Source organism: Pararhizobium mangrovi (assembly GCF_006516965.1).
GTDB classification, from domain to species: domain Bacteria; phylum Pseudomonadota; class Alphaproteobacteria; order Rhizobiales; family Rhizobiaceae; genus Pararhizobium_B; species Pararhizobium_B mangrovi.
Map to the genome: position 1 here is coordinate 50,295 of NZ_VHLH01000001.1, position 25,629 is coordinate 75,923.

The 25,629-nt window shown below is 65.1% G+C and carries 23 protein-coding genes; 19 read left to right on the forward strand and 4 right to left on the reverse strand.

Features of this window, described 5'->3' with window-relative positions; genetic code table 11:
- The first annotated feature begins 71 nt into the window (after window positions 1–71).
- The 12 genes from ybgC to FJU11_RS00325 all read left to right on the forward strand — a co-directional run bounded on the left by ybgC (window position 72) and on the right by FJU11_RS00325 (window position 13,316).
- Window positions 72–554: a tol-pal system-associated acyl-CoA thioesterase gene (gene ybgC / locus FJU11_RS00270; RefSeq protein ID WP_141165001.1), complete on the forward strand. Its 483-nt coding sequence runs from the start codon at window positions 72–74 to the stop codon at window positions 552–554.
- Window positions 555–895: 341 nt separating this feature from the next.
- Window positions 896–1,621, forward strand: a complete 726-nt coding sequence (gene tolQ, locus FJU11_RS00275; RefSeq protein WP_141165002.1) for a protein TolQ — start codon at window positions 896–898, stop codon at window positions 1,619–1,621.
- 37 nt (window positions 1,622–1,658) lie between these two features.
- The gene (tolR, locus tag FJU11_RS00280) at window positions 1,659–2,123 is read left to right on the forward strand and encodes a protein TolR (RefSeq protein WP_141165003.1); all 465 of its coding nucleotides are present in this window, start codon (window positions 1,659–1,661) and stop codon (window positions 2,121–2,123) included.
- 9 nt (window positions 2,124–2,132) lie between these two features.
- Entirely contained in the window at window positions 2,133–3,341 is a 1,209-nt protein-coding gene (locus FJU11_RS00285; protein WP_141165004.1) for a hypothetical protein, read from the forward strand.
- A gap of 14 nt (window positions 3,342–3,355) precedes the next feature.
- Window positions 3,356–4,666 (forward strand): Tol-Pal system beta propeller repeat protein TolB, encoded by a 1,311-nt coding sequence (gene tolB / locus FJU11_RS00290; RefSeq protein WP_141165005.1) that lies wholly within the window; start codon window positions 3,356–3,358, stop codon window positions 4,664–4,666.
- 86 nt (window positions 4,667–4,752) lie between these two features.
- Complete coding sequence (gene pal / locus FJU11_RS00295; RefSeq protein WP_141165006.1) at window positions 4,753–5,298, forward strand: peptidoglycan-associated lipoprotein Pal; 546 nt, start codon at window positions 4,753–4,755, stop codon at window positions 5,296–5,298.
- A gap of 189 nt (window positions 5,299–5,487) precedes the next feature.
- Window positions 5,488–6,396, forward strand: a complete 909-nt coding sequence (gene ybgF, locus FJU11_RS00300) for a tol-pal system protein YbgF (protein WP_181407980.1) — start codon at window positions 5,488–5,490, stop codon at window positions 6,394–6,396.
- Window positions 6,396–7,709 carry a tRNA lysidine(34) synthetase TilS gene (tilS, locus tag FJU11_RS00305; RefSeq protein ID WP_141165008.1) on the forward strand — a complete coding sequence of 438 codons (1,314 nt, stop codon included), beginning with the start codon at window positions 6,396–6,398 and terminating at the stop codon, window positions 7,707–7,709. The genes ybgF and tilS overlap by 1 nt, the downstream gene beginning before the upstream one ends.
- A 111-nt stretch (window positions 7,710–7,820) precedes the next feature.
- Window positions 7,821–9,761 carry an ATP-dependent zinc metalloprotease FtsH gene (gene ftsH / locus FJU11_RS00310; RefSeq protein ID WP_141165009.1) on the forward strand — a complete coding sequence of 647 codons (1,941 nt, stop codon included), beginning with the start codon at window positions 7,821–7,823 and terminating at the stop codon, window positions 9,759–9,761.
- Window positions 9,762–9,932: 171 nt separating this feature from the next.
- Window positions 9,933–11,282, forward strand: coding sequence for a phosphoglucosamine mutase (gene glmM, locus FJU11_RS00315; protein WP_141165010.1), 1,350 nt, complete (start codon window positions 9,933–9,935; stop codon window positions 11,280–11,282).
- A 325-nt stretch (window positions 11,283–11,607) separates the two neighbouring features.
- The gene (locus tag FJU11_RS00320) at window positions 11,608–12,459 is read left to right on the forward strand and encodes an outer membrane protein (protein WP_141165011.1); all 852 of its coding nucleotides are present in this window, start codon (window positions 11,608–11,610) and stop codon (window positions 12,457–12,459) included.
- A gap of 212 nt (window positions 12,460–12,671) precedes the next feature.
- The gene (locus FJU11_RS00325) at window positions 12,672–13,316 is read left to right on the forward strand and encodes an outer membrane protein (RefSeq protein ID WP_181407981.1); all 645 of its coding nucleotides are present in this window, start codon (window positions 12,672–12,674) and stop codon (window positions 13,314–13,316) included.
- A 76-nt stretch (window positions 13,317–13,392) separates the two neighbouring features.
- Here the strand turns inward: FJU11_RS00325 and FJU11_RS00330 are convergent, their stop codons facing one another.
- A complete protein-coding gene (locus tag FJU11_RS00330; protein ID WP_181407982.1) occupies window positions 13,393–13,698 on the reverse strand; it encodes an RcnB family protein in 306 nt (101 codons plus the stop codon).
- A gap of 275 nt (window positions 13,699–13,973) precedes the next feature.
- Here FJU11_RS00330 and FJU11_RS00335 point away from each other — a divergent pair, with 275 nt between their 5' ends.
- From FJU11_RS00335 to FJU11_RS00355, 5 genes are all read left to right on the forward strand, one after another.
- Window positions 13,974–15,152, forward strand: coding sequence for a phosphoserine transaminase (locus FJU11_RS00335; protein ID WP_141165014.1), 1,179 nt, complete (start codon window positions 13,974–13,976; stop codon window positions 15,150–15,152).
- An 8-nt stretch (window positions 15,153–15,160) separates the two neighbouring features.
- Window positions 15,161–15,631, forward strand: a complete 471-nt coding sequence (gene alaE, locus FJU11_RS00340) for an L-alanine exporter AlaE (protein ID WP_141165015.1) — start codon at window positions 15,161–15,163, stop codon at window positions 15,629–15,631.
- 88 nt (window positions 15,632–15,719) lie between these two features.
- On the forward strand, window positions 15,720–17,315 hold the full coding sequence (gene serA / locus FJU11_RS00345; RefSeq protein WP_141165016.1) for a phosphoglycerate dehydrogenase: 1,596 nt from the start codon (window positions 15,720–15,722) through the stop codon (window positions 17,313–17,315).
- 324 nt (window positions 17,316–17,639) lie between these two features.
- On the forward strand, window positions 17,640–18,938 hold the full coding sequence (locus FJU11_RS00350; RefSeq protein WP_141165017.1) for an adenylosuccinate synthase: 1,299 nt from the start codon (window positions 17,640–17,642) through the stop codon (window positions 18,936–18,938).
- Between the two features lie 90 nt (window positions 18,939–19,028).
- Window positions 19,029–20,864 carry a hypothetical protein gene (locus tag FJU11_RS00355; protein WP_141165018.1) on the forward strand — a complete coding sequence of 612 codons (1,836 nt, stop codon included), beginning with the start codon at window positions 19,029–19,031 and terminating at the stop codon, window positions 20,862–20,864.
- Window positions 20,865–21,439: 575 nt separating this feature from the next.
- Here FJU11_RS00355 and rpoH read toward each other — a convergent pair.
- Together rpoH and FJU11_RS00365 are read right to left on the reverse strand one after the other, a co-directional pair.
- Entirely contained in the window at window positions 21,440–22,348 is a 909-nt protein-coding gene (rpoH, locus tag FJU11_RS00360; protein WP_141165019.1) for an RNA polymerase sigma factor RpoH, read from the reverse strand.
- Between the two features lie 151 nt (window positions 22,349–22,499).
- Complete coding sequence (locus tag FJU11_RS00365; protein WP_141165020.1) at window positions 22,500–23,525, reverse strand: RluA family pseudouridine synthase; 1,026 nt, start codon at window positions 23,523–23,525, stop codon at window positions 22,500–22,502.
- A gap of 41 nt (window positions 23,526–23,566) precedes the next feature.
- Here FJU11_RS00365 and FJU11_RS18215 point away from each other — a divergent pair, with 41 nt between their 5' ends.
- Entirely contained in the window at window positions 23,567–23,950 is a 384-nt protein-coding gene (locus tag FJU11_RS18215; RefSeq protein WP_181408004.1) for a hypothetical protein, read from the forward strand.
- 2 nt (window positions 23,951–23,952) lie between these two features.
- Window positions 23,953–24,798, forward strand: a complete 846-nt coding sequence (locus FJU11_RS00370; RefSeq protein WP_235890698.1) for a TrmH family RNA methyltransferase — start codon at window positions 23,953–23,955, stop codon at window positions 24,796–24,798.
- Between the two features lie 19 nt (window positions 24,799–24,817).
- On the opposite strand, the gene FJU11_RS00375 is transcribed toward FJU11_RS00370, so the two are convergent.
- Window positions 24,818–25,534: a DUF1194 domain-containing protein gene (locus tag FJU11_RS00375; RefSeq protein ID WP_141165021.1), complete on the reverse strand. Its 717-nt coding sequence runs from the start codon at window positions 25,532–25,534 to the stop codon at window positions 24,818–24,820.
- Between the last annotated feature and the right edge of the window lie 95 nt (window positions 25,535–25,629).

Sequence of the window (25,629 nt, forward strand, 5' to 3'; positions counted from 1 at the left end):
GTCTGTTCGGCGATTCCAAGCGCGAATGGCGCTTCGGCGTTCGCGTGCGGACGCGGCAGACGGAGCGGTGCGTGAACCATTCCATCGCAGGCGAACTGAGCGCGACGGGGCATCGCCTCCTCCAGCGCGTCTACTATGAAGACACGGACTTTTCCGGTGCCGTCTACCATGCGCGCTACCTGCATTTCCTCGAACGCGGTCGCACGGACTACCTGCGCCTTCTCGGCGTCGAGCAGGGTGGGCTGCTTTCCGGCGACGGCGGGGACGGCGAGGGGCTCGGCTTCATGGTGCATCGCATGGAGATCGATTTTCGGGCGCCGGCGCGCATGGACGACATCCTGACGATCGCCACGACGAGCGAACGGGCGGGCGGCGCCAAGCTCGTGCTCGTTCAGACGATCGAACGGGACGAACGTCTGCTGATCACGGCGCGCGTCGTCGTCGCGGTCGTCAACGGGCGCGGCCGCCCGCGCCGCCTTCCGCCGGCGCTCGCGGAAGGGCTTCGGGCGCACGCGACGGCTGCGCGTGATGGGGTGTCTTCGAACGAGGGGTGACGGCGCCAAGCGCCGGTTCGGGCGTGGCATACCGGCCCTCGGTTCGGTGAACGAGCGTTCAAACCGTCGTGATCGGCGGCCGGGAAAGGGTGGACTGCGCGACGCGTGCACCGGAAAGTAACGCTTGCTTAACCATAACAGGTGCCTAATGCGTAGCGATCGCGGCGTTCCGCACTCGCCATGCTTTGACCAAGATTGGCCTAGAGAAGGCGAAAAAGAGCGCCGGCGGGCCGTGTCGAGCGGCCGGACGGCATCCGTGCCGCTTGGCAAGTCCGGCCGGATGGAACTCGCCAACCGCTTGAGAAGGCGGCGGGCGCTCGGACCTTGAGGGCACTTGGGTAATGGATAACGTAGCACTGGCGGCGACGAGCCATGTGACGCTGTGGTCGCTGTTCATGCAGGCCGGCTTCATCGTCAAGCTCGTGATGCTCGGCCTTCTCTGCGCTTCGGTCTGGACGTGGGCGATCATCGTCGACAAGGCGGTCGCCTATGGGCGCATGCGCCGGGCGCTGAACGGTTTCGAGCAGATCTTCTGGTCCGGACAGTCGCTCGAGGAGCTCTACCGGACGCTTTCGGACCGAAAGACGACGGGCATGGGTTCGCTCTTCGTGGCGGCGATGCGCGAATGGAAGAAATCCTTCGAACGGGGCGCACGCTCGCCGGAAGGCCTGCAGATGCGCATCGACAAGGCGATGGACGTGACGCTCGCCCGCGAGGCGGAGCGACTGGAAGCGCGGCTCGGATCGCTGGCGACCATCGGTTCGGCCGCACCCTTCGTTGGGCTGTTCGGCACCGTCGTCGGCATCATGACGTCGTTCCAGTCGATCGCCGGCTCGCAGTCGACGAACCTCGCCGTCGTGGCGCCGGGCATCGCCGAGGCGCTGCTTGCGACCGCGATCGGTCTCGTTGCCGCCATTCCGGCCGTCGTCGCCTACAACAAGTTCACCGGCGACGTGGGCAAGCTCAATCAGCGCATGGAAGGCTTCGCCGACGAGTTCGGCACCATCCTTTCGCGCCAGATCGACGAAAAGCTGCAGGCGCCGCAGCACCGGGCGGCCGCCGAATAGGCGCCGCGTTCAAGCAAACCGACGGGGAAACCAGCCGATGGCCATGTCCGCAGGCAGTTCCGCATACGCGGCCGGTTCGCGCCGGCGCGGCCGCCGCCGCGGTGGCGGGCGCCAGCCGATGAGCGAGATCAACGTCACGCCGCTCGTCGACGTGATGCTGGTGCTGCTGATCATCTTCATGGTGGCGGCACCGCTGATGACGGTCGGTGTGCCGATCGACCTGCCGGAGACGCAGGCGAAGGCGCTGAACTCCGACACGCAGCCGATCACGATCTCGGTGAACAAGGCCGGCGAGATCTTCCTTCAGGACACCAAGATCCCGCTCGACGGCGTGGTTCCCAAGCTCAAGGCGATCGCCGGTACGGGCTACGACCAGCGCATCTACGTGCGCGGCGACACGAATGCCGGCTACGGCGTGGTCATGAAGGTCATGGCGCGCATCTCCGCCGCCGGTTTCAGCAATCTCGGGCTCGTCACGAGCCAGGAGAAGAACGACGGCTGATCCGCGACCATGAAGACGGCGCTTGTCACATCTGCGGTTTTGCATGCGGCCGTCATCTCCTGGGCGCTCGTCAGCCTGAGTGCGCCGCGCACGCTCGACGTCGCGGACATGGAGGCCGTGCCGGTCGACATCGTGCCGGTGGAATCGATCACGCGCACCGAGCAGGGCGACAAGAAGGCGCCGAAGAGCGATACACCGGCGCCAAAGCCCACGCAGCGCCCGGACCCGGTCAAGGACGCCAAGAATGTCGGCGACAACACCGTCGATCTCGACGGGCCTTCCGGCGAGAAGCCGAGCAAGCGCGAGGTGAAAGCGGCGGCACCGCCGAAGGCCGACGAAAAGAAGCCCGAGATCAGCGACGAGAAGGCAGCCGAGCCGAAGCCTGCCCCGAAGGCACCGCCGAAGCCGAAGGAAACCGAGGTCGCCTCGCTGCCGAAGCCTCAGGAGACGCCCGAACCGGCACCGGCACCCGCACCGGACGAGGCCGCCAAGGCGGCGCCGGCTCCGGACGAACCCCAGCCGGCGCCCGAGGACGACCAGCCGGCGAAGGAAGCCGCGCCGGATTTCGCGAGCCTTCCCGACGCCGGACCGACGCCCGCGAGCCGCCCGAAACCGCCGGCTCCGAAACCGGAAGAGGCCGAGAAGAAGCCCGAGCCGAAACCGGAGAAGAAGACCGAGGAGCCGAAGCCGGAAGAGATGAAGGTCGCCGAGGCGAAGCCCGACGACGCGCCGAAGCCCGAGGACACCCCGAAGGACGAGCCGAAGCCGAACAAGGCCGCCGCTTCGAAGAAGTCGGACTTCGACGCCGACCAGATCGCCGCGATGCTCAATCGCGACAAGCAGCAGGGCGGCGGCGCCAAGCGCTCCGACCAGGAAGCCTCGCTCGGCACGACGAAGCCTTCGCTCGACGACCGGCTGACGCTTTCCGAAATGGACGCGCTGCGCAGCCAGATCCAGCGCAACTGGAACATCATTCCCGGCCTCGACGGGGCCGACGAGGTGCGCATCCGCGTTTCGATGCGCCTCGATCCTTCCGGCGCGATCGTCGGCCAGCCGCAGGTCGATGCGACGGGCGGGCCCCTGCAGACGCGCCAGACGCTCGCCTCCGGCGCGCGCCGCGCCGTGCAGATGGCCTCGCCGTTCCAGGGGCTGCCGCGTGAAAAATACGATTCATGGTCCGAGGTCGTGGTGAACTTCGACCCGAGCCGGATGTACTAGAAAGGCTTTCTGCGATGAAACTGACGAGACGACAGTTCGCCGGGGGCATGCTTGCGCTTCCCGGGCTTGCGAGCCTGGCACGTCCGGCGTTCGCCCGTGTCGAGGTCGATGTCAATCAGGGCAGCGTGAAACCGCTGCCGATCGCCATCACCGACTTCATTTCCGACGGAGACCTCGGTCCGCGCGTCTCGAAGGTGGTCTCGGACGACCTGCAGCGCTCCGGCCTGTTCGCGCCGGTCGATCCGAGCGCCTTCATCGAGCAGATCTCCGACCCCAACAGCACGCCCAACTTCGACAACTGGCGCGTCCTGAAGGCACAGGCGCTCGTCACAGGTGCGGTCGGCCGGGAATCGGACGGACGCCTGCGCGCGGAGTTCCGGCTGTGGGACGTCTATGGCGGCCGGCAGATGACCGGCCAGCAGTTCTTCACGCAGCCCGACAACTGGCGGCGCGTCGCGCACCTGATCGCCGATGCGATCTACGAGCAGCTGACCGGCGAGAAGGGCTATTTCGACACGCGCATCGTCTTCGTCTCCGAGAGCGGTTCGAAGACGCAGCGCGTGAAGCGGCTCGCCATCATGGACCAGGACGGCGCGAACGTGCGCATGCTGACCAACGGGTCGAGCCTCGTGCTGACGCCGCGTTTTTCGCCGAACAGCCAGGAAATCACCTACATGTCCTTCGAGGGCGGGCAGCCGCGGGTCTACCTGCTGCAGCTTTCGAACGGCAACCGCCAGCTCGTCGGCAACTTCCCGGGCATGACCTTCGCACCGCGCTTCTCGCCGGACGGCCAGCGCGTCATCATGAGCATGGAGCAGGAAGGCAACGCCAACATCTACACAATGGACCTCGGCTCGCGGCAGACCTACCGGCTGACGAGCACGTCGGCGATCGACACCTCGCCGTGCTACTCGCCGGACGGGCGCCAGGTCGTCTTCGAATCCGATCGCGGCGGCGCGCAGCAGCTCTACGTGATGGGGTCCGACGGCTCGAACCAGAACCGGATCTCCTTCGGCAACGGCTCGTATTCGACGCCGGTCTGGTCGCCGCGCGGCGACGTCATCGCCTTCACGAAGAAATCCGGCAACGCGTTCGCGATCGGCGTCATGCGCCCGGACGGTTCGGGCGAGCGCACGCTGACGAGCGGCTTCCTGAACGAGGGGCCGACGTGGGCACCGAACGGTCGGGTCATCATGTTCTTCAAGGAGCCGGCCGGCGCGCCGGGACCGCACCTCTATTCGGTGGACCTTTCCGGCTACAACGAGCGCCGCGTGCCGACGCCGGACTACGGCTCGGATCCGGCCTGGTCGCCGCTTCTCAGTTAGGCAAACGTTCACCCTGTTCGTTGGCTGCCCGTTAACCGCGATCGGTTAGGGTAGCGATAACCTTAATGCCCTCAAGGAGACCGGCCATGTTCCGTTATGGAACCCTCGTCCGCAGCCCCGTCGTTCTGGCTCTCGTCGCCACGCTCGCCATTGCGGGCTGCGCTTCCAAGCGTGGACTGCCGAACAACGCGGCCGACCTCGGCCTCAATGGCCAGAACGGTGCGTACGGCGCCAATGGCGGCTACGGCAGCGCATCCGCACAGCCGGGCTCGCGAAAGGACTTCACGCTGAACGTCGGCGACCGGGTCTTCTTCGACACCGATTCCTCCTCCATCCGGGCGGACGCGCAGGCGACGCTGGCGCGCCAGGCGCAGTGGCTCAACCAGTATCCGAACTATCCGGTGACGATCGAGGGCCACACGGACGAGCGCGGCACCCGCGAATACAACCTTGCGCTCGGCGCGCGCCGTGCGAGTGCTGCCAAGCAGTACCTCGTTTCGCAGGGCGTGCCGGCGAGCCGCATCAAGATCATCTCCTACGGCAAGGAACGCCCGGTCGCGACCTGCGATCAGTCGTCCTGCTGGTCGCAGAACCGGCGCGCCGTCACGGTGCTGACCGGCGCCGGAAGCTGACGACGCCCAAGGGCCGGGCTTACCTGTCCCACGCAAATCGCCTGTGAAAAGGCGGCCGTACCGGTCGCCTTTTCGTCGCGAAGATCATATTTTAGCCGAACTCGCTCGGATGGTAGCCGCCATGAACGGAATGCCATGCGCGGGACGGGATCCGGCGTGCGCGTGGACGGCAGGAAAGTCGAAGGAACCATGAAGGCAGTCTCCAAGCTTCTCGCCGCCGGCCTGCTGCTTGCGACCGCGAGCGGTGCGCACGCGTTCTCGCTGTCGTCGTTGACCGGCCATGGCCAAAATGCCGACGCACGCGGGGAGAACGGGCAACCGGTGCTGATGGCGCAGTCCAGCGACGATTCGGTCGAGACGGGCCAGCTCTCCGAGCAGGTACGCAAGCTGACCGGCAAGGTCGAGGACCTGAACTACCAGCTTCTGCAGATGCAGGAGCAGATGCGCCAGATGCAGAAGGACTACGAGTTCCGCTTCCAGCAGCTCGAAGGCGGATCGGCTTCCGGCGGTCAGCCGCAACAAAGTGGCGACGCCGGCAAAAGTGCGACCGGCGGCCAGAAGCGCAAGCAGGGCGGTGACCAAGCTTCGGCGAACGATGCGTCGGACGGTGCCGCCCCGTCTTCGCTCGGCACGATGACCGTCGACGAGAACGGCAACCCTGTCGGCGGATCGGTCTCCGATCCGGGTGCCAACGCCAGCGGCCCGGACGATTCGGCTTCGCCGAAGGCGATCTACGATCAGGCCTACAACCAGGTTCTGGACGGCCAGTACGAGGCGGCCGAAAAGGGCTTCCGCGACTATCTGGATATCTATCCCGACGGCCCGCAGGCCGGCGACGCCACCTACTGGCTGGGCGAAAGCGCGTTCGCACAGGGGCAGTTCGAGGACGCGGCGCGCTCCTTCCTCGATGCGCACAAGAAGTACCCGGACTCCAAGAAGGCGCCTGAAGCGCTTTTGAAGCTCGGCATGTCCCTTGCCGCACTCAAGAACACCGATACGGCCTGCGCCACGTTTCGCGAAGTCGGCAAGCGTTATCCGAACGCTCCCGGTTCGGTGACGAAGAAGGTGAAGAGCGAGGAAAAGCGCGCCGGCTGCTGATGGCCGGTTCGCTCGAGCACGCGGCGAGCGCGTTTCTCGCCTCGCTCGACCGGGCGGGGCCGCTCGTCGTCGCCGTTTCGGGCGGCGGCGATTCCATGGCGCTGCTCGCGTCACTCGACGAAGCGAACCGAACGCTCGGCGCCCCCCGCCGGCTCATTGCCGCGACGGTCGATCACGGCCTGCGTGCCGGCTCCGCCGCCGAGGCGGAGATGGTGGCCGGGTTCTGTGCGACGCGGGGACTTTGCCACCGCATCCTGCGCTGGGAAGGCGAAAAGCCGCAGAGCGGCCTTCAGGCGAAAGCACGTCTCGCACGATACGATCTTCTGGCAGGCTGTGCCGAGCGCGAAGGTGCGATCGCCATCGTTACGGCGCACACCTTCGACGACCAGGTCGAGACCGTGGCGATGCGCTCACGGCGTTCGACGACGGCCGGCGGCAGCGCGCCGGGCCTTGCCGGCATGGCGACGGCGACGCTCTTTCGCCGCCGCCACTGGATCCTGCGGCCCTTTCTGACGCTTCGCCGTGCCGACCTCCGGCATTGGCTGGAAGAGGCGTCGGTCGGCTGGATCGACGATCCGAGCAACGAGGACCGGCGGTTCGAGCGGGTACGCACGCGCAGCGAAACGCAGGGCATTTCGGCCGCATCGATCGAAAATCATCGAAGCGCGCGGGTGGAACGGGCAGCACGGCTCGCGGCGATCATCGGGGAACGGGTACGCCTGCATTCCGGCGTCGCGCTTTCGTTCGCCTGGTCCGGCGAGGACCACCGGGATATGGAGGAGCTGATCGGCGTTCTCGCGCCGCTCGTTGGCGGGAAGGCATATGCAGCCGGGGCCGTGCCCACGGCACGTGCGAGCGCGCTTCTTCAAGCAGGCGGCGGGAACGCGCGGGCGACCGTCGCACGGGTTCTTCTTCATCGCCGTGCTGGACGCGTCTACCTTCACCGGGAGCGCCGCGGGCTTGATGCGGTTCGGCTTGCGGCGGGTGCCGAGACGGTGATCGACGGGCGCTATCGGGTGCGCAATGCTTCGTCCGATACGGCCCTCATCGATTTCGGCGCTCCGGGCGAAACGCCGGCGGGCGACCTTCCGCCGATCATCGCGAAGGCAGCCTTTGCGGCGGAGCCTTATCTTGATGGCCGGTCGCTTGCGGTACGGTGCGCAGGAGAGCGCGGCATGGTTACCGTCGAGCGTCATCTCGCGCCGCATGACGTTTTTCTGCCGCTCTTCGACCTCAGGATAGCAGATGCATGTGCTTTCTTGTTCGGCATTCGGCCCTATCCGGCGCCGCCCTCGCAATTAGGCATCCTGTGAAATTCTCGGCGCTTCCGCCCGCTCGCCTTGGCAACGGCGCGCTCAAAACCTATGTTGACCGACAAATGCGTCTGGCCCCTTGACGGTCGACGGCAGGCTTCGGGGAGTTCCATGAACCCTAATTTCCGCAATTTCGCCCTGTGGGCCATCATCGCCCTATTGCTGATCGCGCTGTTCAACATGTTCCAGCAGCCGAGTCAGCAGTCGAACGGACGCGATATCGCCTACTCGCAGTTCCTGAAGGACGTCCAGCAGGGGCGTGTCGACCAGGTGACGATTACCGGGAACCAGATTTCCGGCAACTATTCCGGCGGTGGCGGACAGTTCCAAACCTATTCGCCGGGCGACCAGAACCTCGTCGACAAGCTCGAGGACAAGAACGTCGAGATCAAGGCCAAGCCGCCTTCGGACGGGTCGAACACGCTGTTCGGCTATCTGATCTCGTGGCTGCCGATCCTGCTCATCCTCGGCGTGTGGATCTTCTTCATGCGCCAGATGCAGGGCGGTTCGCGCGGTGCCATGGGCTTTGGCAAGTCCAAGGCTAAGCTTCTGACGGAGGCGCACGGGCGCGTGACCTTCGACGACGTCGCCGGCGTCGAGGAGGCGAAGGAGGATCTCGAGGAGATCGTCGAGTTCCTGCGCGATCCGCAGAAGTTCCAGCGCCTCGGCGGACGGATTCCGCGCGGCGTGTTGCTCGTCGGGCCTCCCGGTACTGGCAAGACGCTTCTCGCCCGCTCGATCGCCGGTGAGGCGAACGTTCCGTTCTTCACGATTTCGGGCTCCGACTTCGTCGAGATGTTCGTCGGTGTCGGTGCATCCCGCGTGCGCGATATGTTCGAGCAGGCGAAGAAGAACGCGCCCTGCATCATCTTCATCGACGAGATCGACGCCGTCGGCCGGCATCGTGGCGCCGGCCTCGGCGGCGGCAACGACGAGCGCGAGCAGACGCTGAACCAGTTGCTGGTCGAGATGGACGGCTTCGAGGCGAACGAGGGCGTCATCCTCATCGCCGCGACGAACCGTCCGGACGTGCTCGACCCCGCGCTGATGCGGCCGGGCCGTTTCGACCGTCAGGTCGTCGTGCCGAACCCGGACATCACCGGTCGCGAGCGTATCCTCAAGGTGCACGTGCGCAACGTGCCGCTGGCGCCGAACGTCGATCTCAAGGTGCTCGCTCGCGGTACGCCGGGCTTTTCCGGCGCCGACCTGATGAACCTTGCCAACGAGGCGGCGCTGCTCGCCGCGCGCCGCAACAAGCGCCTCGTGACCATGCTCGAGTTCGAGGACGCCAAGGACAAGGTGATGATGGGAGCGGAGCGCCGCTCCAACGCGATGACGCAGGAGGAAAAGAAGCTCACTGCGTATCACGAGGGTGGCCACGCCATCGTTGCGCTGAACGTGCCGATCGCCGATCCCGTCCACAAGGCGACGATCATTCCGCGCGGCCGTGCGCTCGGCATGGTGATGCAGCTGCCCGAGGGTGACCGCTACTCGATGAGCTACAAGTGGATGATCTCCAGGCTCGCCATCATGATGGGCGGCCGCGTCGCCGAGGAACTGACCTTCGGCAAGGAGAACATCACCTCCGGTGCGTCTTCCGACATCGAGCAGGCGACGAAGCTCGCCCGCGCCATGGTCACGCAATGGGGCTTTTCCGACGAGCTCGGCCAGGTCTCCTACGGCGAGAACCAGCAAGAAGTCTTCCTCGGCCATCAGGTCGCCCAGCAGAAGAACGTTTCCGAATCCACGGCGCAGAAGATCGACAGCGAGATCCGGCGTCTGGTCGACGAAGCCTACGCGACCGCACGGCGCATCCTGACGGAGCAGAACAAGGAATTCGTCGCTCTGGCGGAAGGCCTGCTCGAATACGAGACGCTGACCGGCGACGAGATCCGCGCGCTCGTGCGCGGCGAGAAGCCCGCGCGCGACATCGGCGACGACACGCCGCCGAGCCGTGGTTCGGCCGTGCCGAAGACGGGCAACCGCAAGGACGGCGAACCGGGCCGCAAGGGCGACGAGCCGGATACCGGCATGGAGCCACAGCCGCAATAGGCGTTTACCTGACGTTTTCGTCCGGCGTTTTATATGCTGAAAGGGCCGCTTCCTTAAGCGGCCCTTTCCATTTTTGCGACATGCTGTAACCGTTTCTGACGGAGCCCGGCCTGTATTCCACGCCGGCTTTGATCTAGTTTCGGTACCGGAGAGGATCGGGGACACGCGAACATGACACGGCGCTATTTCGGAACGGACGGCATTCGGGGACAATCCAACCGCTTCCCGATGACACCGGATCTCGCAATGCGGGTGGGGATTGCCGTCGGCACCATCTTCCGGCGCGGGGACCATCGCCACCGCGTGGTCATCGGCAAGGACACGCGCCTTTCCGGCTACATGCTGGAAAACGCGATGGTCGCGGGCTTCACGGCCGCTGGCGTCGACGCCTTCATCCTCGGCCCGATGCCGACACCGGCCGTCGCCATGCTGACGCGCTCGCTGCGCGCGGATATCGGCGTGATGATCTCCGCTTCGCACAATCCGTTCGAGGACAACGGCATCAAGCTGTTCGGCCCGGACGGCTTCAAGCTTTCCGACGATCTCGAAAGCGAGATCGAGCGGCTGATCGACCAGGACATTCCCGCCCAGCTCGTCGCTTCGGACAAGATTGGCCGCGCGACGCGCATCGACGGCGTGCAGGACCGCTACATCGAGTTCGCCAAGCGCACCATGCAGAAGGACCTTTCGCTCGCCGGGCTCCGGGTGGTCGTGGATACGGCGAACGGCGCGGCCTACCGCGTCGCGCCGAAGGCGCTCTGGGAACTCGGTGCGGAAGTGTTTTCGATCGGCAACGAGCCGAACGGCATGAACATCAACCTCAATTGCGGTTCCATGCACCCCGAAGCGCTCGCCCGGAAGGTGCACGAGGTGCGCGCCGACATCGGCATCGCGCTCGACGGGGATGCCGACCGCGTGGTGATCGTCGACGAGACCGGAACCGTCGTCGACGGCGACCAGCTGATGGCCGTCATCGCGGAATCCTGGGCGGCCGACCAGTTGCTGCGCGGGGAGGGGATCGTCGCGACCGTGATGTCGAATCTCGGGCTGGAGCGTTTTCTGGCCGGGAAGGGGCTGTCGCTCGCGCGCACCCGCGTCGGCGACCGCTACGTCGTCGATCACATGCGCCAGAACGACTTCAACGTCGGCGGCGAGCAGTCGGGCCACATCGTGCTTTCCGACTTCGCGACGACCGGCGACGGTCTGGTGGCGGCGCTGCAGGTGCTTTCCCGGGTCAAGCGGATGGACCGGCCGGTCAGCGAGGTCTGTCGCCGTTTCGAGCCCGTGCCGCAGATCCTGCGCAACGTTCGGACCACCGGCAAGCCGCTCGAGAACGCCGGCGTGAAGGCGGCGATCGCCGATGCGGAAAGCGATCTGGCAGCGAACGGTCGTCTCGTCATCCGTCCTTCCGGGACCGAACCGCTGATCCGCGTCATGGCGGAAGGCGACGACGAGGCGCAGCTCAATCGCATCGTCGAGGGCCTCGTCGCCGTCATCGGCGGTGTTCGGGAAGCCGCCTGAGACCGAAAGCCAGGACGGCGATCATCCGGGGCGGCGATGCGGTTCTCTTACGTTACCCGCATGGAACCGCGGAGTTCGTACAGTCCGCTCTGGGCATCAATTCCCGTGCGTGCCGTGAAGCGCCGGCTTCCTGCGTTTGGAGGCCACTTATTCGTTCTTTCGCGTGCATTCACAGGCGTGAATACAACCCGTCTGCTGCCGTCGGTTGAGAAAAGCGGCGTTCGTTTTCGTGGTTAAGCACCTTTTAAATCTTTAGGGTCATTTTTCCCCTCGTACCATTCATGCCGCACAAGGGCGTGCGGATTCGATACCGGGGGATTGATCCTTGAAAACACTCGCCATTGCTTTCGGCCTGGCCCTCCTGTCCGCTGCGGGCAGTGCGGGTGCAGCCGACCTCTACCAGCCCGAGCCTGCGCCGCAGCCCGAGCCGATCGTCCAACCCGTCGCCGCCAGCGGCTGGTATCTGCGAGGCGATGTCGGCTACGCGTTCGGACACAGCCGCGGCGGTTATTACTTTCCGGACGGCAACTACAAGGAATTCGACCACACGAAGCTGGACGATAGCTGGTTCGGCGGCGCCGGCATCGGCTATCAGGTAACCAAGCACTTTCGGGTGGACTTCACCGGGGACTACGGCTCCGGCGCGGATTTCAAGGGTCATTCGGAGTGCGGCGACAGCAGCTGCTATTCCAACGACACCTCTTCGGCGCACATGCTGAGCCTGCTCGCCAACGCCTATGTCGATCTCGGGACCTATTACGGCATCACGCCTTATGTCGGCGCCGGTATCGGCGGCACGCACATCGATTTCGGCAAGTTCACCAGTTCCACCCATTGCGGCGGCAGCGCCTGCGGCGGCGCATACGACCTTTCCTTCGATTACGACGGCAAGTCCGACTGGCGCTTCACCTATGCGCTCATGGCCGGTGCGTCGGTGGACCTGACGTGCAACCTGAAGTTCGACACGAGCTATCGCTATCGTCATGTTTCCGGTGGCGGGATGTCGGAGAACATCGTGGCGTCGGACGCGTATGCCAACCCGTATGGCCGCTCTTACGACAAGGGCATCGACCTGCACGACGTGCGTGCCGGTCTGCGCTACACCTTCGGTGGCTGCGCGCAGCCTGCGCCGGTCTACGCGACCTACGAGCAGCCGTCCGAACCGGTCTACAAGTAGGCCCGTACCCGAACGATACGCATGAAAAAGGCCGCCCGGTTCGCCGGGCGGCCTTTTTCGTTCTGCTCCCCGCGAACGCGAAACATGGTGAAGGGTCGGTTAAGCGGCATGCTTAACCGCGGCTTAACCGCTCTTCGCCTAGAGTTCGGCGCAGTGAGCGGCCGGAGGGTCTCGGCCGCACGTTGCCTTGGGGGCCCAAGTCCATGTCGTCCATGCCGAACCGTATCAAAGCACTCCTCCTCGCGGCCGCCGGATGTGCGGCACTTGCCGCGCCCGCGGCTGCTGCCGATCTCGACAGCGTGCTGCTCGAAGCGCCCGAACTGCCCGAAACACGCCCGGTCGAAGTGGGGACCGGGTGGTATCTGCGCGGCGATGTCGGCTATTCGCTCGACACGAACAACGTCGATTCGGACTGGGGCGGCACGGCCGGCTTCGGCTACCATTTCAACGACTATCTGCGTTCGGACCTGACCGTGGAATACAACCAGGGCTCTTCGAGCGACGCGATCGACCAGGACTTCAATTCCTGGGGCTTTCTGCTGAACGGCTATGTCGACCTCGGCACCTATATGGGCGTGACGCCCTATGTCGGCGGCGGTGTGGGTACCGTGAACGTCCACTGGAAAGGTGTCGACGAGCCGGACGACATCGAGACCCGGGACGACGACTGGCGTTTCGCCTATCAGCTTTCGGCTGGCCTCGCCTATGCCGTCACGGACAATCTGAAGCTTACGGTCGGATACCGCTATCTCAATGTCGACGGCGGCGAACGCTATCAGATCGGCGACGAGAAGTACGACGACGACGGCTACACGAAGAGCGAGATCCGGGGCGGACTACTCTACGACATCTGGTAGGCGTGGAACGCATCGCACGGTGAAAAAAAGGGCGGCTGAAAAGCCGCCCTTTGCGTATCTGCGTTTCCGGATCGGTTCAGCGCGGCGTCGCCGTTGCGATGATGCGTCCCGTGTGCCGGTTGATCAGCAGGTATTGATCGTCCGCCCGTACCCAGACCCGCCCGGCACCCGGCGCGCGAAGCCGGTGCGTGCGGTATTCGACCACGCGGCCGCGATCGCGATGCGGCAGCACGACGCCCGTGCGCCAGTGATTATGATGCGGCGCATGCTGGCGAACGATCACCTTCTTGTGGATCACGGTCGTGGTGTGGTGGCTCTGCGCGAACGCGGCTGCCGGCATCAGCATGGCGACGGCGGAAAGGGCGAGGGCGAGGCGTTTCATGGCATTTTCCTGTTTTCGTTGCATGAATAGCGGCGTGTGTCGCTGGTTCGACATTCGGCCTTGCTCGCTGAACGGCTCGTGAATGGAAGAGGGCCAGAATGGGGCACCGCGTGACATGCCGTGCTGGCGCGGTTGTTCGACATGAACTGCAAACGGATGGCGGCTTTGCCGATCTGCGACGTTTTTCCACTTGAACCGGCGGCCCTCTCTCGCTACCTCTTTGCGTGGGACATCCCTCCCCAACGAGGGACTCACTATCTGGAAGGGTAGCCATCATGGCGACTATCGCTACGCCGGACCTGCGTCCGGCCAATCCCCGCTTTTCTTCAGGCCCCTGCGCGAAGCGTCCCGGATGGACGCCGGAAGCGCTTTCCGATGCCGCGACGGGCCGTTCCCATCGTGCCAAGATCGGCAAGGCCAAGCTTAAGGAAGCCATCGACCTCACCCGCGAGGTGCTCGAGGTTCCGGCCGACTATCGCATCGGCATCGTGCCGGCTTCCGACACCGGCGCCGTCGAGATGGCCATGTGGTCGCTGCTCGGCGAGCGCGGCGTCGATGTTGCCGCCTGGGAAAGCTTCGGCTCCGGCTGGGTGACCGACGCGCTCAAGCAGCTCAAGCTCGAAGACGCCCGCAAGTTCGAGGCGGACTACGGCAAGCTGCCGGATCTGACCGAGGTCGATTTCGACCGCGACGTCGTCTTCACCTGGAACGGCACGACATCGGGCGTGCGCGTGCCGAACGCCGATTTCATTCCAGCCGACCGCAAGGGGCTGACGATCTGCGACGCCACCTCCGGTGCGTTCGCGCAGAAGCTCGACTTTTCCAAGCTCGATGTCGTGACCTTCTCCTGGCAGAAGGTGCTCGGCGGCGAGGGCGGTCACGGCGTGCTCATCCTGTCGCCGCGTGCCGTCGAGCGGCTGGAAAGCTACACGCCGGCCTGGCCGCTGCCGAAGATCTTCCGCATGACGAAGGGCGGCAAGCTCATCGAGGGTATCTTCGAGGGCGCGACGATCAACACGCCGTCGATGCTGTGCGTCGAGGACTATCTGGACGCGCTGAAGTGGGCGAAGAGCCTCGGCGGTCTCGATGCGCTCGTCGCACGCGCCGACGGCAACGCCGCCGTTCTCGACGACTTCGTCGCAAAGAACGACTGGATCGAGAACCTTGCCGAGGATCCGGCGACGCGCTCGAACACCTCCATGTGCTTCAAGATCGTCGATCCGGCCATCGCCGCGCTCGACGAAAAGGAGCAGGAGGCCTTCGCCAAGGGCATGGTCTCGATGCTCGAGAAGCAGGGCATCGCCTACGACATCAACGCCTATCGCGACGCGCCGTCCGGCCTTCGCATCTGGACGGGCGCGACGGTCGAGAAGGCCGATGTCGAAGCGGTGACCGGCTGGCTGAACTGGGCCTTCGAGACCCAGAAGGCCGAGCTTTCGCAAAAGGCGGCGTAACGACGAAGATGGCGGGCGCGACGGCGACGAAGCTGTCTCATCGAACACGAAGCTTCATCGCCGACACGCTTGCCCTTGTCGTCTTCTTCACGATCACGAGCGGATTGAACGAACGTTTCATCGCGGGCATGTCCTGGAACGAGGTTCTGTCCTCCCGAATGATCGGCGCGCCGCTGATGGTTGTCACCGCCAGACCCTACGGCCTCTGGCGGGACTGGCTTCTTGCGAAGGTCGACCCCGCCGGACGCATCGGTGAACTCGTTACCGATGCCGCTGCGCTCCTGGCCTTCCAGGTCCCGATCTATGCCGGCATCATCTTTGCCGGCGGGGCTCGTGGAATGGGGATCGTTACCGGAGTCGCTGGTTTCGCCGCGCTGATGCTGATCCTCGGGCGACCGTACGGTGTCTGGCTGGAATTCGTCCGGCATCACTTCGGACTATCCGGCAGCGGACAAAAGCCGATGTCGCTCGGCGGCTAGATCGAATCGATCGAGGCGGTTTCGCGAAGGCGGCCGGCTCGATCCTACGAACCGGATCAAATCATATCTTTCGAAGAGGAGGCCGATCATGGCACCCAGGGTTCTCGTCTCGGACAAGCTGTCCGAAACCGCCGTTCAGATCTTCCGCGACAAGGGAATCGAGGTCGATTTCGAGCCGTCGCTCGGCAAGGACAAGGAAAAGCTGCAGGAGGTCATCGGTCAGTATGACGGTCTTGCGATCCGCTCGGCGACGAAGGTCACCGAGAAGCTGATCGAGGCTGCCGACAAGCTGAAGGTCGTCGGGCGCGCCGGCATCGGCGTCGACAATGTCGACATTCCGGCCGCCTCGCGCCGTGGCATCATCGTGATGAACACGCCCTTCGGCAATTCGATCACGACCGCCGAGCACGCCATTGCGATGATCTTCGCCGTCGCCCGCCAGCTTCCCGCCGCCGACGCGTCCACGCAGGCCGGCAAGTGGGAGAAGTCGAAGTTCATGGGCACCGAGATCACCGGCAAGACGCTCGGCGTGATCGGCTGCGGCAACATCGGCTCGGTCGTCGCCGCGCGCGGCATCGGGCTGAAGATGCGCGTCATCGCTTTCGATCCGTTCCTTTCCGAAGAGCGTGCGCAGGAACTGGGCGTCGAGAAGGTCGAGCTCGACGAGCTTCTCGGACGCGCCGACTTCATCACGCTGCACGTGCCGATGACCGACAAGACGCGCGGCATCATCGACGCCGAGGCGCTGAAGAAGACGAAGAAGGGCGTTCGCATCATCAACTGCGCGCGCGGCGGTCTCGTCGTGGAGGCCGATCTCGCCGACGCCATCAAGTCCGGTCACGTTGGCGGCGCCGGCTTCGACGTCTTCGAGACCGAGCCGGCGACGGAAAGCCCGCTCTTCGGCCTCGACAACGTCGTCTGCACGCCGCATCTCGGCGCCTCGACGACGGAAGCGCAGGAAAACGTCGCGCTTCAGGTCGCCGAGCAGATGTCGGACTACCTCTTGAACGGCGCGGTCACGAACGCGATCAACATGCCGTCGATCTCGGCCGAAGAGGCGCCGCGCCTGACGCCCTTCGTCAAACTCGCCGAAGTGCTCGGCGACTTCGTGGGGCAGGTGACGGACAGCCCGATCAAGGAAGTCCAGATCACCTATGACGGCACGACCGCCGACATGAACACCCGCGCGCTGACGAGTGCCGCGCTTGCCGGCCTCATCCGCTCGCAGGTCGCCGACGTCAACATGGTCTCCGCGCCGGTAATGGTGAAGGAAAAGGGCGTCGTGCTCTCGGAAAACCGCCGCGACAAGTCGAGCGTCTTCGACGGCTTCATCGAAATGACGGTGAAGACGGAAGAGATGACGCGCTCGGTCGCCGGCACGGTCTTTTCCGACGGCAAGCCGCGCTTCATCCGCATCAAAGGCATCAACATGGATGCCGAAGTCGGCCAGCACATGGTCTACACGACCAATCACGACGTGCCCGGCATGATCGGCCTGCTCGGTACGACATTCGGCAAGGCGGGCGTCAATATCGCGAACTTCTCGCTCGGCCGCGACAAGCCGGGCGGCGACGCTATCGCGCTGCTCTACGTGGATGGGCCGGTCGGACAGGACGTGCTCGACCTCGTGACGCAGAATGCCGAGGTGCAGTCCGCCAAGGCGTTGACCTTCAACGTCGAATAGGCCGCTTGAAAGACATGTCGTTCAAGGGCGCGTCCGTCTCCGGGCGCGCCTTTTTCGTCCGAGGAGCCCGCTTGGGCGTGTCGAATGCGCCCGCCGGTGCGAAAGCGGTGGCCAGAGCATTTTCCAGCCAGACTGATCCAGTCTGGCGTCGTGAACAATGCGCAAAACAAAGGGATAGAGCGCTGGTCCCGATTCAATCAGGTCGCAAAGCGGTCTAGCGTGTGTGCGAAGGCTCGATTTCGCCACGCGAAACCCTTATAGCTCTGCGCGTTTGGAACCAACGGATGCGCCAGAGACGGGCATTCGCGGAGACCGGGGATACGAATGACGAATGTGGTGGTCGTCGGCTCGCAATGGGGCGACGAAGGCAAGGGGAAGATCGTCGACTGGCTGTCGGAGCGCTCGGACGTGGTCGTGCGGTTCCAGGGCGGACACAATGCCGGCCATACGCTCGTCATCGACGGGGTGAGCTACAAGCTCTCGCTGCTGCCTTCCGGGGTCGTGCGCAAGGGCAAGCTTTCCGTCATCGGCAACGGTGTGGTGATCGACCCGCATGCGCTTGTCGCGGAGATCGACCGGTTGGCGGATCAGGACGTTTCGGTGACGCCGGAAAACCTGCGCATCGCAGAAAACGCCACGCTCATCCTTTCCCTTCACCGGGAACTGGACGGCATTCGCGAGGATGCGGCATCGGGTTCGGGCACGCGCATCGGCACGACGCGGCGCGGCATCGGTCCGGCCTACGAGGACAAGGTGGGACGCCGGGCGATCCGGCTTCGCGATCTGAAGAACATGGAGACGCTGCCGGCCAAGATCGACCGGCTTCTGACGCATCACAACGCGCTGCGCCGCGGCCTCGGCGAACCCGAGGTCGGCGCCGAGGCGATGATGGAGGAACTCGCGGCGGTCGCCGAGCGCATCCTCCCCTTCCGCGAGAGCGTGTGGCACCTGCTCGACGAGAAGCGCCGGGGCGGGGCGCGCATCCTCTTCGAAGGCGCACAGGGGACGATGCTCGACATCGACCACGGCACCTATCCCTTCGTGACGTCGTCGAACACGGTCGCCGGGCAGGCCGCCGCGGGCTCGGGAATGGGGCCGGGATCGCTCGGCTACGTCCTCGGCATCACCAAGGCCTATACGACGCGCGTGGGCGAGGGGCCGTTTCCGAGCGAGCAGGACAACGAGGTCGGCCAGTTCCTGGGCGAGCGCGGGCACGAGTTCGGCACCGTGACCGGGCGCAAGCGGCGCTGCGGGTGGTTCGACGCCGTCCTCGTGCGCCAAGCGGTGGCGACGAACGGGATCACCGGCATCGCACTGACCAAGCTCGACGTTCTCGACGGGATGGACGAGTTGAAGATCTGCGTCGGCTACCACCTCGACGGAGAGAAGCTGGACCGGCTGCCGGCGGGACAGGGCGAACAGGCCCGCGTCGAGCCGATCTACGTGACCCTCGACGGATGGAAGGAAACGACGGTGGGTGCACGAAGCTGGGCGGACCTGCCGGCACAGGCCGTCAAATACGTGCGCTACATCGAGGAATTGATCGGAGCACCGGTGGCGCTGCTTTCGACGAGCCCGGAGCGCGAGGATACGATCCTTGTGACCGACCCCTTTGAAGACTAGTCTCGATACCCGGGATTCGGCCGTTTTGCAGGCATTTTTCCGGGTCATGTCGGGACCGAGAAGCAATCGCTTGAGCGAGACGAGCGCACGATGGCGGACTTTGTTGCAGTAATCCGGAAGGCGGTGAACGGGCTTGCGGAAAACACGCCGGAAACGCGTGAGCGCGTCTACACCAAGGCCCGCTCGGCGATCCGCCGTCAGCTCGAAGGCATGTCGCCGCCACCTTCCGAAGAGGTGGTCGCCAGGCAGATGGACAAGCTGGACGCCGCCATCCGCGAGGTCGAGCTCGAGCATACCGAAGCGCTACCGGCCGAAGAGGCCGACACGGGTGCGCCCGAGGCGGCACCCGAGCATGCCGTTCGCCCGCCGGACGAGGGGCGATCGGCGAAAGGGCACGCGCGACCGGCGGAACGGACGCCGGACCCTGCACCCGTGCGGCGCGACGAGGCCGATGCCGACATCCATCATGACGTGCGGCAGACGGTGCCGCCATATGAAGCGCCATCGGATGGCGAACCGGTGGATGGGCACATGCCGCGCAGCCCGTTCTCCGGAGAGCCGTTTCCCGAGGATCCGCACGGCCGTTTCTTCGGCCCGCGCGATGAAGAGGACGCCGTGCGAACCGGTCGCCGGCGTCGCGGCGTGGGCAGTGCGGTTGCAGCTGTCGTCATCCTCCTGATCGTCGCCGGCGCGGCCTACGGCCTCTACACCAACCGCGAACGCGTTCTGCCGATGGTGGCGAGCCTGACCGGCAACGGCGCCGAGCCCGTGACCGATATCCCCGACGATACGGCGGTGAATTCGGGTGCGGGCGCATCGACGGCGGGCGCGAGCGATCGGCAGGAACAGGCCGATAACGGCAACGAGACGACACCGGACGAAGACACCGGCGACGATGCGGATGCAGGCTCGGACGATCAAGACGATGCCGGTGCGCTGGGAACGGCTGGCGGCGGGCAACAGGCAGGCGACGGGGACCGGGATGAAAACGGCCCTTCGGACGGAGCCGAAAGACCTGCGAACGGCAGCAAGTTCACGCAGCGCCTGAAGGCCGACGGCTCGGAGACCGATCCCGGTCCGGCGACGGCGGACGACAGCGGCGAGGCGCGTTCGGTGACGCAGCGCATGGCGTCCCTCGAGGACGACGGAAACGAAGACGACGATACAGCCGCAGCCGCACCGCCGGCCGCGGGTGCGCAGAATGGACAAGCGGGTGAAGGGCAGGCCGACCAGGGGCAGGAGAATGCCGGCAGCGGACAGGACCAGTCTGCGATCTCGCAGAAGATGTATCTCTACGAGGAACGCTTCAAGGACCAGGCCGCGGCCGCGACGACGGGCAACGTCGTATGGAGCCTCGCGCGTGACAGCGATGCCGGACAGACGAACACACCGGTCATTCGCGGCCAGATCTCGCTGCCCGACAAGGGCATCACGGCGATGCTGACGATCAAGCGCAACAGCGACGATTCCCTGCCGGCGAGCCATCTGGTCGAGATCGTCTTCGCGCTTCCCGGCGATTTCGCCGGCGGCGGCATTTCCAGCGTGCGCCGCGTTTCCATGAAGCAGACGGAAGAATCGCAGGGTGATCCGCTGGTCGCGGTCCCCGCGAAGATCACCGACGATTTCTTCATGGTCGCGCTGAACGACTATCCGCAGGCGATCGAGAAGAACCTGCAGCTGCTGAAAAGCCGCGAGTGGATCGACATTCCGATCGTCTACACCAATGGCCGGCGCGCCCTGCTGACACTCGACAAGGGGTCGACCGGCGCCAAGGTGTTCGACACGGCGCTCGCCGCCTGGAAGAAGGCGGACGAGAAGGAATCGGCATCCGCGAGTGGCGGAAGCGGCAGTGGCGGCTCGAGTTCGGGCGGGTCGTTGGGAAATGACGGTTCCGACGGCAACACGGCACCGCCGGCTTCCCGCTAGCGGCAGGGATTTGCCGGCCGCTCGTGCGTAATGCTCGACCCGATCGCACGGGTATGGTCGGCTTGCCTCGTGCGCCTTTTCCTGCCGGACTGATCTCGTCTGGCATCGCGAACGATGTGCGAAACAGAAAGATGGAGCGCGGGGCCCGATTCAATCAGGTCATGGAACGCTCCGGGGGACTGTATGTAAGGCAAGCGGAAATCCCCACGGAGCTATGCGACCTTCGAGAAGGTACGCCGGCTTCATCCCCCGGCTTGACTCGAAGGTTCGCCCCTTCTCCGCATGAATGACCTGTCGGGTGTTCTCGCCACCGCTTTGACCCTGCATGCTGCTCGGATGGCTGCCGGGGTTGGATCCTCGGGCCGTGCCCCAGGATGACGGGAGGAGAGGGTAGCGGTTCTTTCGAGAGGTGATGCCGTCGGGGACGTGCGGGTGCGGAAACGTCCGCAATTCGACTTGAGAATCGAGGAATCTGACGTCGTTTGGCGCATTCGACAGCCGCACGCCCGGACGTCGATATTGCCCAAAATATTCAGGGCAGTCGATCGACTACCCTGAAGAGTGATCGTGCGACCTCAGGCGCCGGCTTCGGCGATCTGGCGTGGCTTGGCCTGTTCCAGCGCTTCCTTCTTGACGGCGTCCTGGACCTTCTCGAAGGCGCGGACCTCGATCTGGCGCACGCGCTCGCGGGAGATATCGAACTCGCCGGAGAGATCCTCAAGCGTGATCGGATCCTCGCTCAGGCGGCGGGCCTCGAAGATGCGCCGTTCGCGGTCGTTGAGGACAGCCATGGCGTGCTTGAGCATCGCGCGGCGGCTATCGAGCTCGTCCTGCTTGGCAAGCATGTCTTCCTGGCTTTCGCCCTCGTCGACGAGCCAATCCTGCCACTGGCCGGAATCGCCTTCGCTCGCCTTGATGGGGGCATTCAGCGAAGCGTCGCCGGAAAGCCGGCGGTTCATCGAGACCACCTCTTCTTCCGAGACGTTGAGCGTCGTGGCGATCTCCTTGATCTGCTCGGGCTTGAGGTCGCCTTCCTCCAGAGCCTGGATTCGGCCCTTGAGCTTGCGCAGATTGAAGAACAGCCGCTTTTGATTGGCGGTGGTGCCCATCTTCACGAGCGACCAGGAGCGCAGGATGTATTCCTGGATCGACGCCTTGATCCACCACATGGCGTAGGTGGCAAGACGGAAGCCGCGCTCCGGGTCGAACTTCTTGACGGCCTGCATCAGGCCGACATTGCCCTCGGAGATGACCTCGCCGATCGGCAGGCCGTAGCCGCGATAGCCCATCGCGATCTTGGCGACGAGACGCAGATGGCTGGTGACGAGTTGGTGCGCGGCATTGCGGTCCTCGTGTTCGAGGTAGCGCTTGGCGAGCATGTATTCCTGCTGCGGTTCCAGCATCGGGAACCGACGGACTTCCTCGAGATAGCGGTTCAGGCCGCCTTCGCCGGAGGAGATGGAAGGCAAGGTATTTCGGGCCATGGTCAGCACCCTTTCGCGTCATCGGCCCCCGGGACGGCGGGCCGGCATGGGCCACCGCGTCGGCCGGCCCGTTCATGCATTCAAGATAAGGTTCGCGCACGCGCGATTCAAGCAGCGTGCCCGTTACCGATCGGTAACGAAACACACTGTTTCAGAGGGCTTCGAGCCCTTTCCTCAAGGTGCGAAGATCATCCGGCTCGCCGGCCTCGAAAACCATTTCGCGACCGGTTGCCGGATGCTCGAAACCGAGAAGATGGGCGTGCAGCGCCTGTCGATCTAACGCCTCGACGGCCGTTCTGGTTTCATCGGGAAGCGTATTTGCCTTGGTGCGGAAGCCCGCGCCGTATTCGCGATCGCCGATCAGCGGCGTTCCGGCATGGGCCATATGCACGCGGATCTGATGGGTGCGGCCCGTTTCAAGCCGGCATTCGAGAAGGCTCGCAGCGGCCGTGCCGTCGGAGTTCTCGCCGTAGATCGCGCGGGTCGAAAAATGGGTGCGCGCCTCGCGCGCGTCCGCAGCCTCGGCAGGGCGTACCGCACGCCGCACGCGATCGCGACTTCGCCCGAGCGGAGCGTCGATCGACCCGTTTCGCCGTTTCGGGCGACCCCAGACGAATGCGTGATAGGCGCGTTGGAGGTGGCCCGAACGGCCGTGATCGGCGAACTGGGCGGCAAGCCCGCGATGCGCCAGATCGGTCTTGGCGACGACCATGACGCCGCTCGTATCCTTGTCGAGCCGATGGACGATGCCCGGCCGCTTGACGCCGCCGATGCCGGAAAGCGTGTCGCCGCAATGCTCGATGAGAGCGTTGACGAGCGTCCCGGTCGGATTGCCGGCACCGGGATGGACGACGAGGCCGGCCGGCTTGACGAGGACGATCAGGTCGGCGTCCTCGTGCAGGATCTCGAGCGGGATCGCCTCGCCCTTCGGCAGGGGATCGACGGCAGGCGGCAGGATCAGCGTGATTGCCATGCCGGGACGGATCGCCTCGCGGGCGCCGGTTGCCGGACGACCGTCGATCGTCACGTGGCCCTCGTCGATCAGCGCCTTCACGCGACTTCGCGAAAGCGTGCCGGCAAGCGCGCCGGCGAGCCACGCGTCGAGGCGGCCCGCGGCATCTTCGCCGGCGGTCAGCACTTTCTTCTCGTCCTCGGCTTCGTTAAACGGATCGCGCATTGCGGGTCGGCTTTCGGCCTGCTCGAAAAATGGGAAACGGCATGGCTCGACCGGATCCGGAAACGGACGAAAAACCGCTGGACCCGGCGATGGAAAGCGTGCGCCGCAAGATGCTTCGCACGCTCGCCGTTTCGATCGGCATCATGTTCGTTGGCCTTATGGCCGTGGCCGGCGCGATTGTCTACAAGATCTCCAGCGAGCCGGAACGCGCGCAATCCGCGGCGGCTGGCGAGATGGGCAGCGTACCGGGCGGCGACGTGCGACATGGCGACCTTTCCCTGCCGGAAGGCTTCAGCGTGGAGCGGGTGGCGCTCGACGGTTCGCGCATCCTCTTCTACGGCAAACGAAACGACGGCACGGCGCACGCGCTGATCTACGACGTGACATCCGGCAGCCTTCTGCGCGACATCGCGCTGAAGGGCTGACGGTGACGCCTCCCGCATCGCTTGCGAACCGCGTGATCCGGATCGACGATCCGGCCGATCCGCGCATTGCCGGGTTCCGCGATATCCGCGAGCGCGATTTGCGCCGCCGACACGGCAGCTTCATCGTCGAAGGGGCGGTGGTGCTTCCGGTGCTCCTCGACGCCCATGAAGGTGGGCGGTTTTGCGCGGAGAGCGTGCTGATCCTCGAAAATCGGCTCGAAGGTTTCGCCGAACGGTTGGAGCGGCTGCCGGCCGACGTGCCGATCCATGTCGCGCCTCGCGCCGTCATCGACGCCGTCGCCGGGTTTCCGATGCATCGCGGTGTGCTAGCGCTCGCACGGGAAAGCGAGGCGGCTTCAGCTCCGCTCGATTTCCACGCAATGGCAGGAAACGCGCTGGTCGTCGCGGGTCAGGCGATCGCCAATCACGACAATATGGGCGGAATCTTGCGAAACGCCGCGGTATTCGGCGCCGACGGCGCGCTTTTCGACGCGCAGTCGTGCGACCCGCTCTATCGCAAGGCGATCCGCGTTTCCGTCGGCGGCGTGCTGCGCGTACCGTTCGAGCACGGCGGTACGGGGCTTTCGATGGTCGAACGGCTGGCTGCGAACGGATTTACCGTGATCGGCCTTTCGCCGCGCGGCGAACACGATCTGGAGACCGTGCCGATCGAAGGGCGAACCGCGCTTCTTTTAGGGACGGAAGGGCCGGGACTGACGGAAGGCATGCTTTCGCGCGTGACGTCGGCGCGCATTTCGCAGGCGCCCGGCATGGACAGCCTCAATGTGGCGACGGCTTCCGGCATCGCGCTCTATACGCTCGCGCGCCGGATGGGCCGGATCGCGTAAAGGAAGCGGTTTCAGGGCCTCAACGTGCGGCGAGTTCGAGGACGAGCTTGCGGGTGAGTGCCTTCACGAACTGGTCCTCGCGGTCGACCGTCAGCGCGAAGGAACCGGTGCCGCCGATGACTTCGGCGCGGAAATGGTCCTCCAGCGCCGTGTCCGACCCGTACAGGCCGCTGCCGCGGTAGTTGAGGGCGAGCGCGTTGATGACGATGCCGTCCTCGACGGCGTTGCGGCGGGCGACTTCGAGCGGCATGCCGCCGTGCTGGCCGGAATCGCCGGAGACGTCGATGATCCGGCGCTGGCCGTCATAGGCGTTCTTCGCCATCCAGTTCTGGCAGAAATCGATCGCGTTGCTGATGGAGTTCCAGCCGACGGCCTTGCGCGGGGCCGCGACGACCGCATCGGCGAACCCTTGCGCCTCCTGCGCATTGCCGATGCGCGTCCAGCCGACGATCGGGTTCATGCTGTCCGGCCCGCCCCATTCCATCAGCGCGATGGCGATCGTGCCGGAATAGGTGGAGGCGATGGTGTCGAGAACGGGCTTGCTGGTGATGGCGTCGGCATAGGCGCGACGCTGGAACGTGAACTCGTCTTCGCCGATCGAGCCGGAACCATCCACCGCAAGACAGAGTTCGACAGCGACCGGCTCGTCTCCGGTTTCAGCCGCACGGGCGGACGAGGCGGTGAAAACCATGCAGGCGGCGATGCCGAAAGCATACGACAGGATGTTTCGGGACATGGCGATCTCCGTCGAAAGCCCTTTGCATGTGACCGAAGATTATACGGGCCGTACGGGCCGGAAAACGGCGAAATGAATTTTACGCCATCACATGA

What these genes read in the sequence shown, in the direction of transcription:
- tolQ (WP_141165002.1), top strand. Translation starts at nt 896, where the DNA reads ATGGATAACGTAGCACTGGCGGCGACGAGCCATGTGACGCTGTGGTCG.
- FJU11_RS00330 (WP_181407982.1), bottom strand. Translation starts at nt 13,698, where the DNA reads ATGAAACGCCTCGCCCTCGCCCTTTCCGCCGTCGCCATGCTGATGCCG.
- tilS (WP_141165008.1), top strand. Translation starts at nt 6,396, where the DNA reads ATGGCCGGTTCGCTCGAGCACGCGGCGAGCGCGTTTCTCGCCTCGCTC.
- FJU11_RS18215 (WP_181408004.1), top strand. Translation starts at nt 23,567, where the DNA reads ATGGCTCGACCGGATCCGGAAACGGACGAAAAACCGCTGGACCCGGCG.
- ftsH (WP_141165009.1), top strand. Translation starts at nt 7,821, where the DNA reads ATGAACCCTAATTTCCGCAATTTCGCCCTGTGGGCCATCATCGCCCTA.
- FJU11_RS00325 (WP_181407981.1), top strand. Translation starts at nt 12,672, where the DNA reads ATGCCGAACCGTATCAAAGCACTCCTCCTCGCGGCCGCCGGATGTGCG.
- tolR (WP_141165003.1), top strand. Translation starts at nt 1,659, where the DNA reads ATGGCCATGTCCGCAGGCAGTTCCGCATACGCGGCCGGTTCGCGCCGG.
- FJU11_RS00355 (WP_141165018.1), top strand. Translation starts at nt 19,029, where the DNA reads ATGGCGGACTTTGTTGCAGTAATCCGGAAGGCGGTGAACGGGCTTGCG.
- FJU11_RS00335 (WP_141165014.1), top strand. Translation starts at nt 13,974, where the DNA reads ATGGCGACTATCGCTACGCCGGACCTGCGTCCGGCCAATCCCCGCTTT.
- ybgF (WP_181407980.1), top strand. Translation starts at nt 5,488, where the DNA reads ATGAAGGCAGTCTCCAAGCTTCTCGCCGCCGGCCTGCTGCTTGCGACC.
- glmM (WP_141165010.1), top strand. Translation starts at nt 9,933, where the DNA reads ATGACACGGCGCTATTTCGGAACGGACGGCATTCGGGGACAATCCAAC.
- serA (WP_141165016.1), top strand. Translation starts at nt 15,720, where the DNA reads ATGGCACCCAGGGTTCTCGTCTCGGACAAGCTGTCCGAAACCGCCGTT.
- rpoH (WP_141165019.1), bottom strand. Translation starts at nt 22,348, where the DNA reads ATGGCCCGAAATACCTTGCCTTCCATCTCCTCCGGCGAAGGCGGCCTG.
- FJU11_RS00365 (WP_141165020.1), bottom strand. Translation starts at nt 23,525, where the DNA reads ATGCGCGATCCGTTTAACGAAGCCGAGGACGAGAAGAAAGTGCTGACC.
- FJU11_RS00350 (WP_141165017.1), top strand. Translation starts at nt 17,640, where the DNA reads ATGACGAATGTGGTGGTCGTCGGCTCGCAATGGGGCGACGAAGGCAAG.
- tolB (WP_141165005.1), top strand. Translation starts at nt 3,356, where the DNA reads ATGAAACTGACGAGACGACAGTTCGCCGGGGGCATGCTTGCGCTTCCC.
- FJU11_RS00285 (WP_141165004.1), top strand. Translation starts at nt 2,133, where the DNA reads ATGAAGACGGCGCTTGTCACATCTGCGGTTTTGCATGCGGCCGTCATC.
- pal (WP_141165006.1), top strand. Translation starts at nt 4,753, where the DNA reads ATGTTCCGTTATGGAACCCTCGTCCGCAGCCCCGTCGTTCTGGCTCTC.
- FJU11_RS00375 (WP_141165021.1), bottom strand. Translation starts at nt 25,534, where the DNA reads ATGTCCCGAAACATCCTGTCGTATGCTTTCGGCATCGCCGCCTGCATG.
- alaE (WP_141165015.1), top strand. Translation starts at nt 15,161, where the DNA reads ATGGCGGGCGCGACGGCGACGAAGCTGTCTCATCGAACACGAAGCTTC.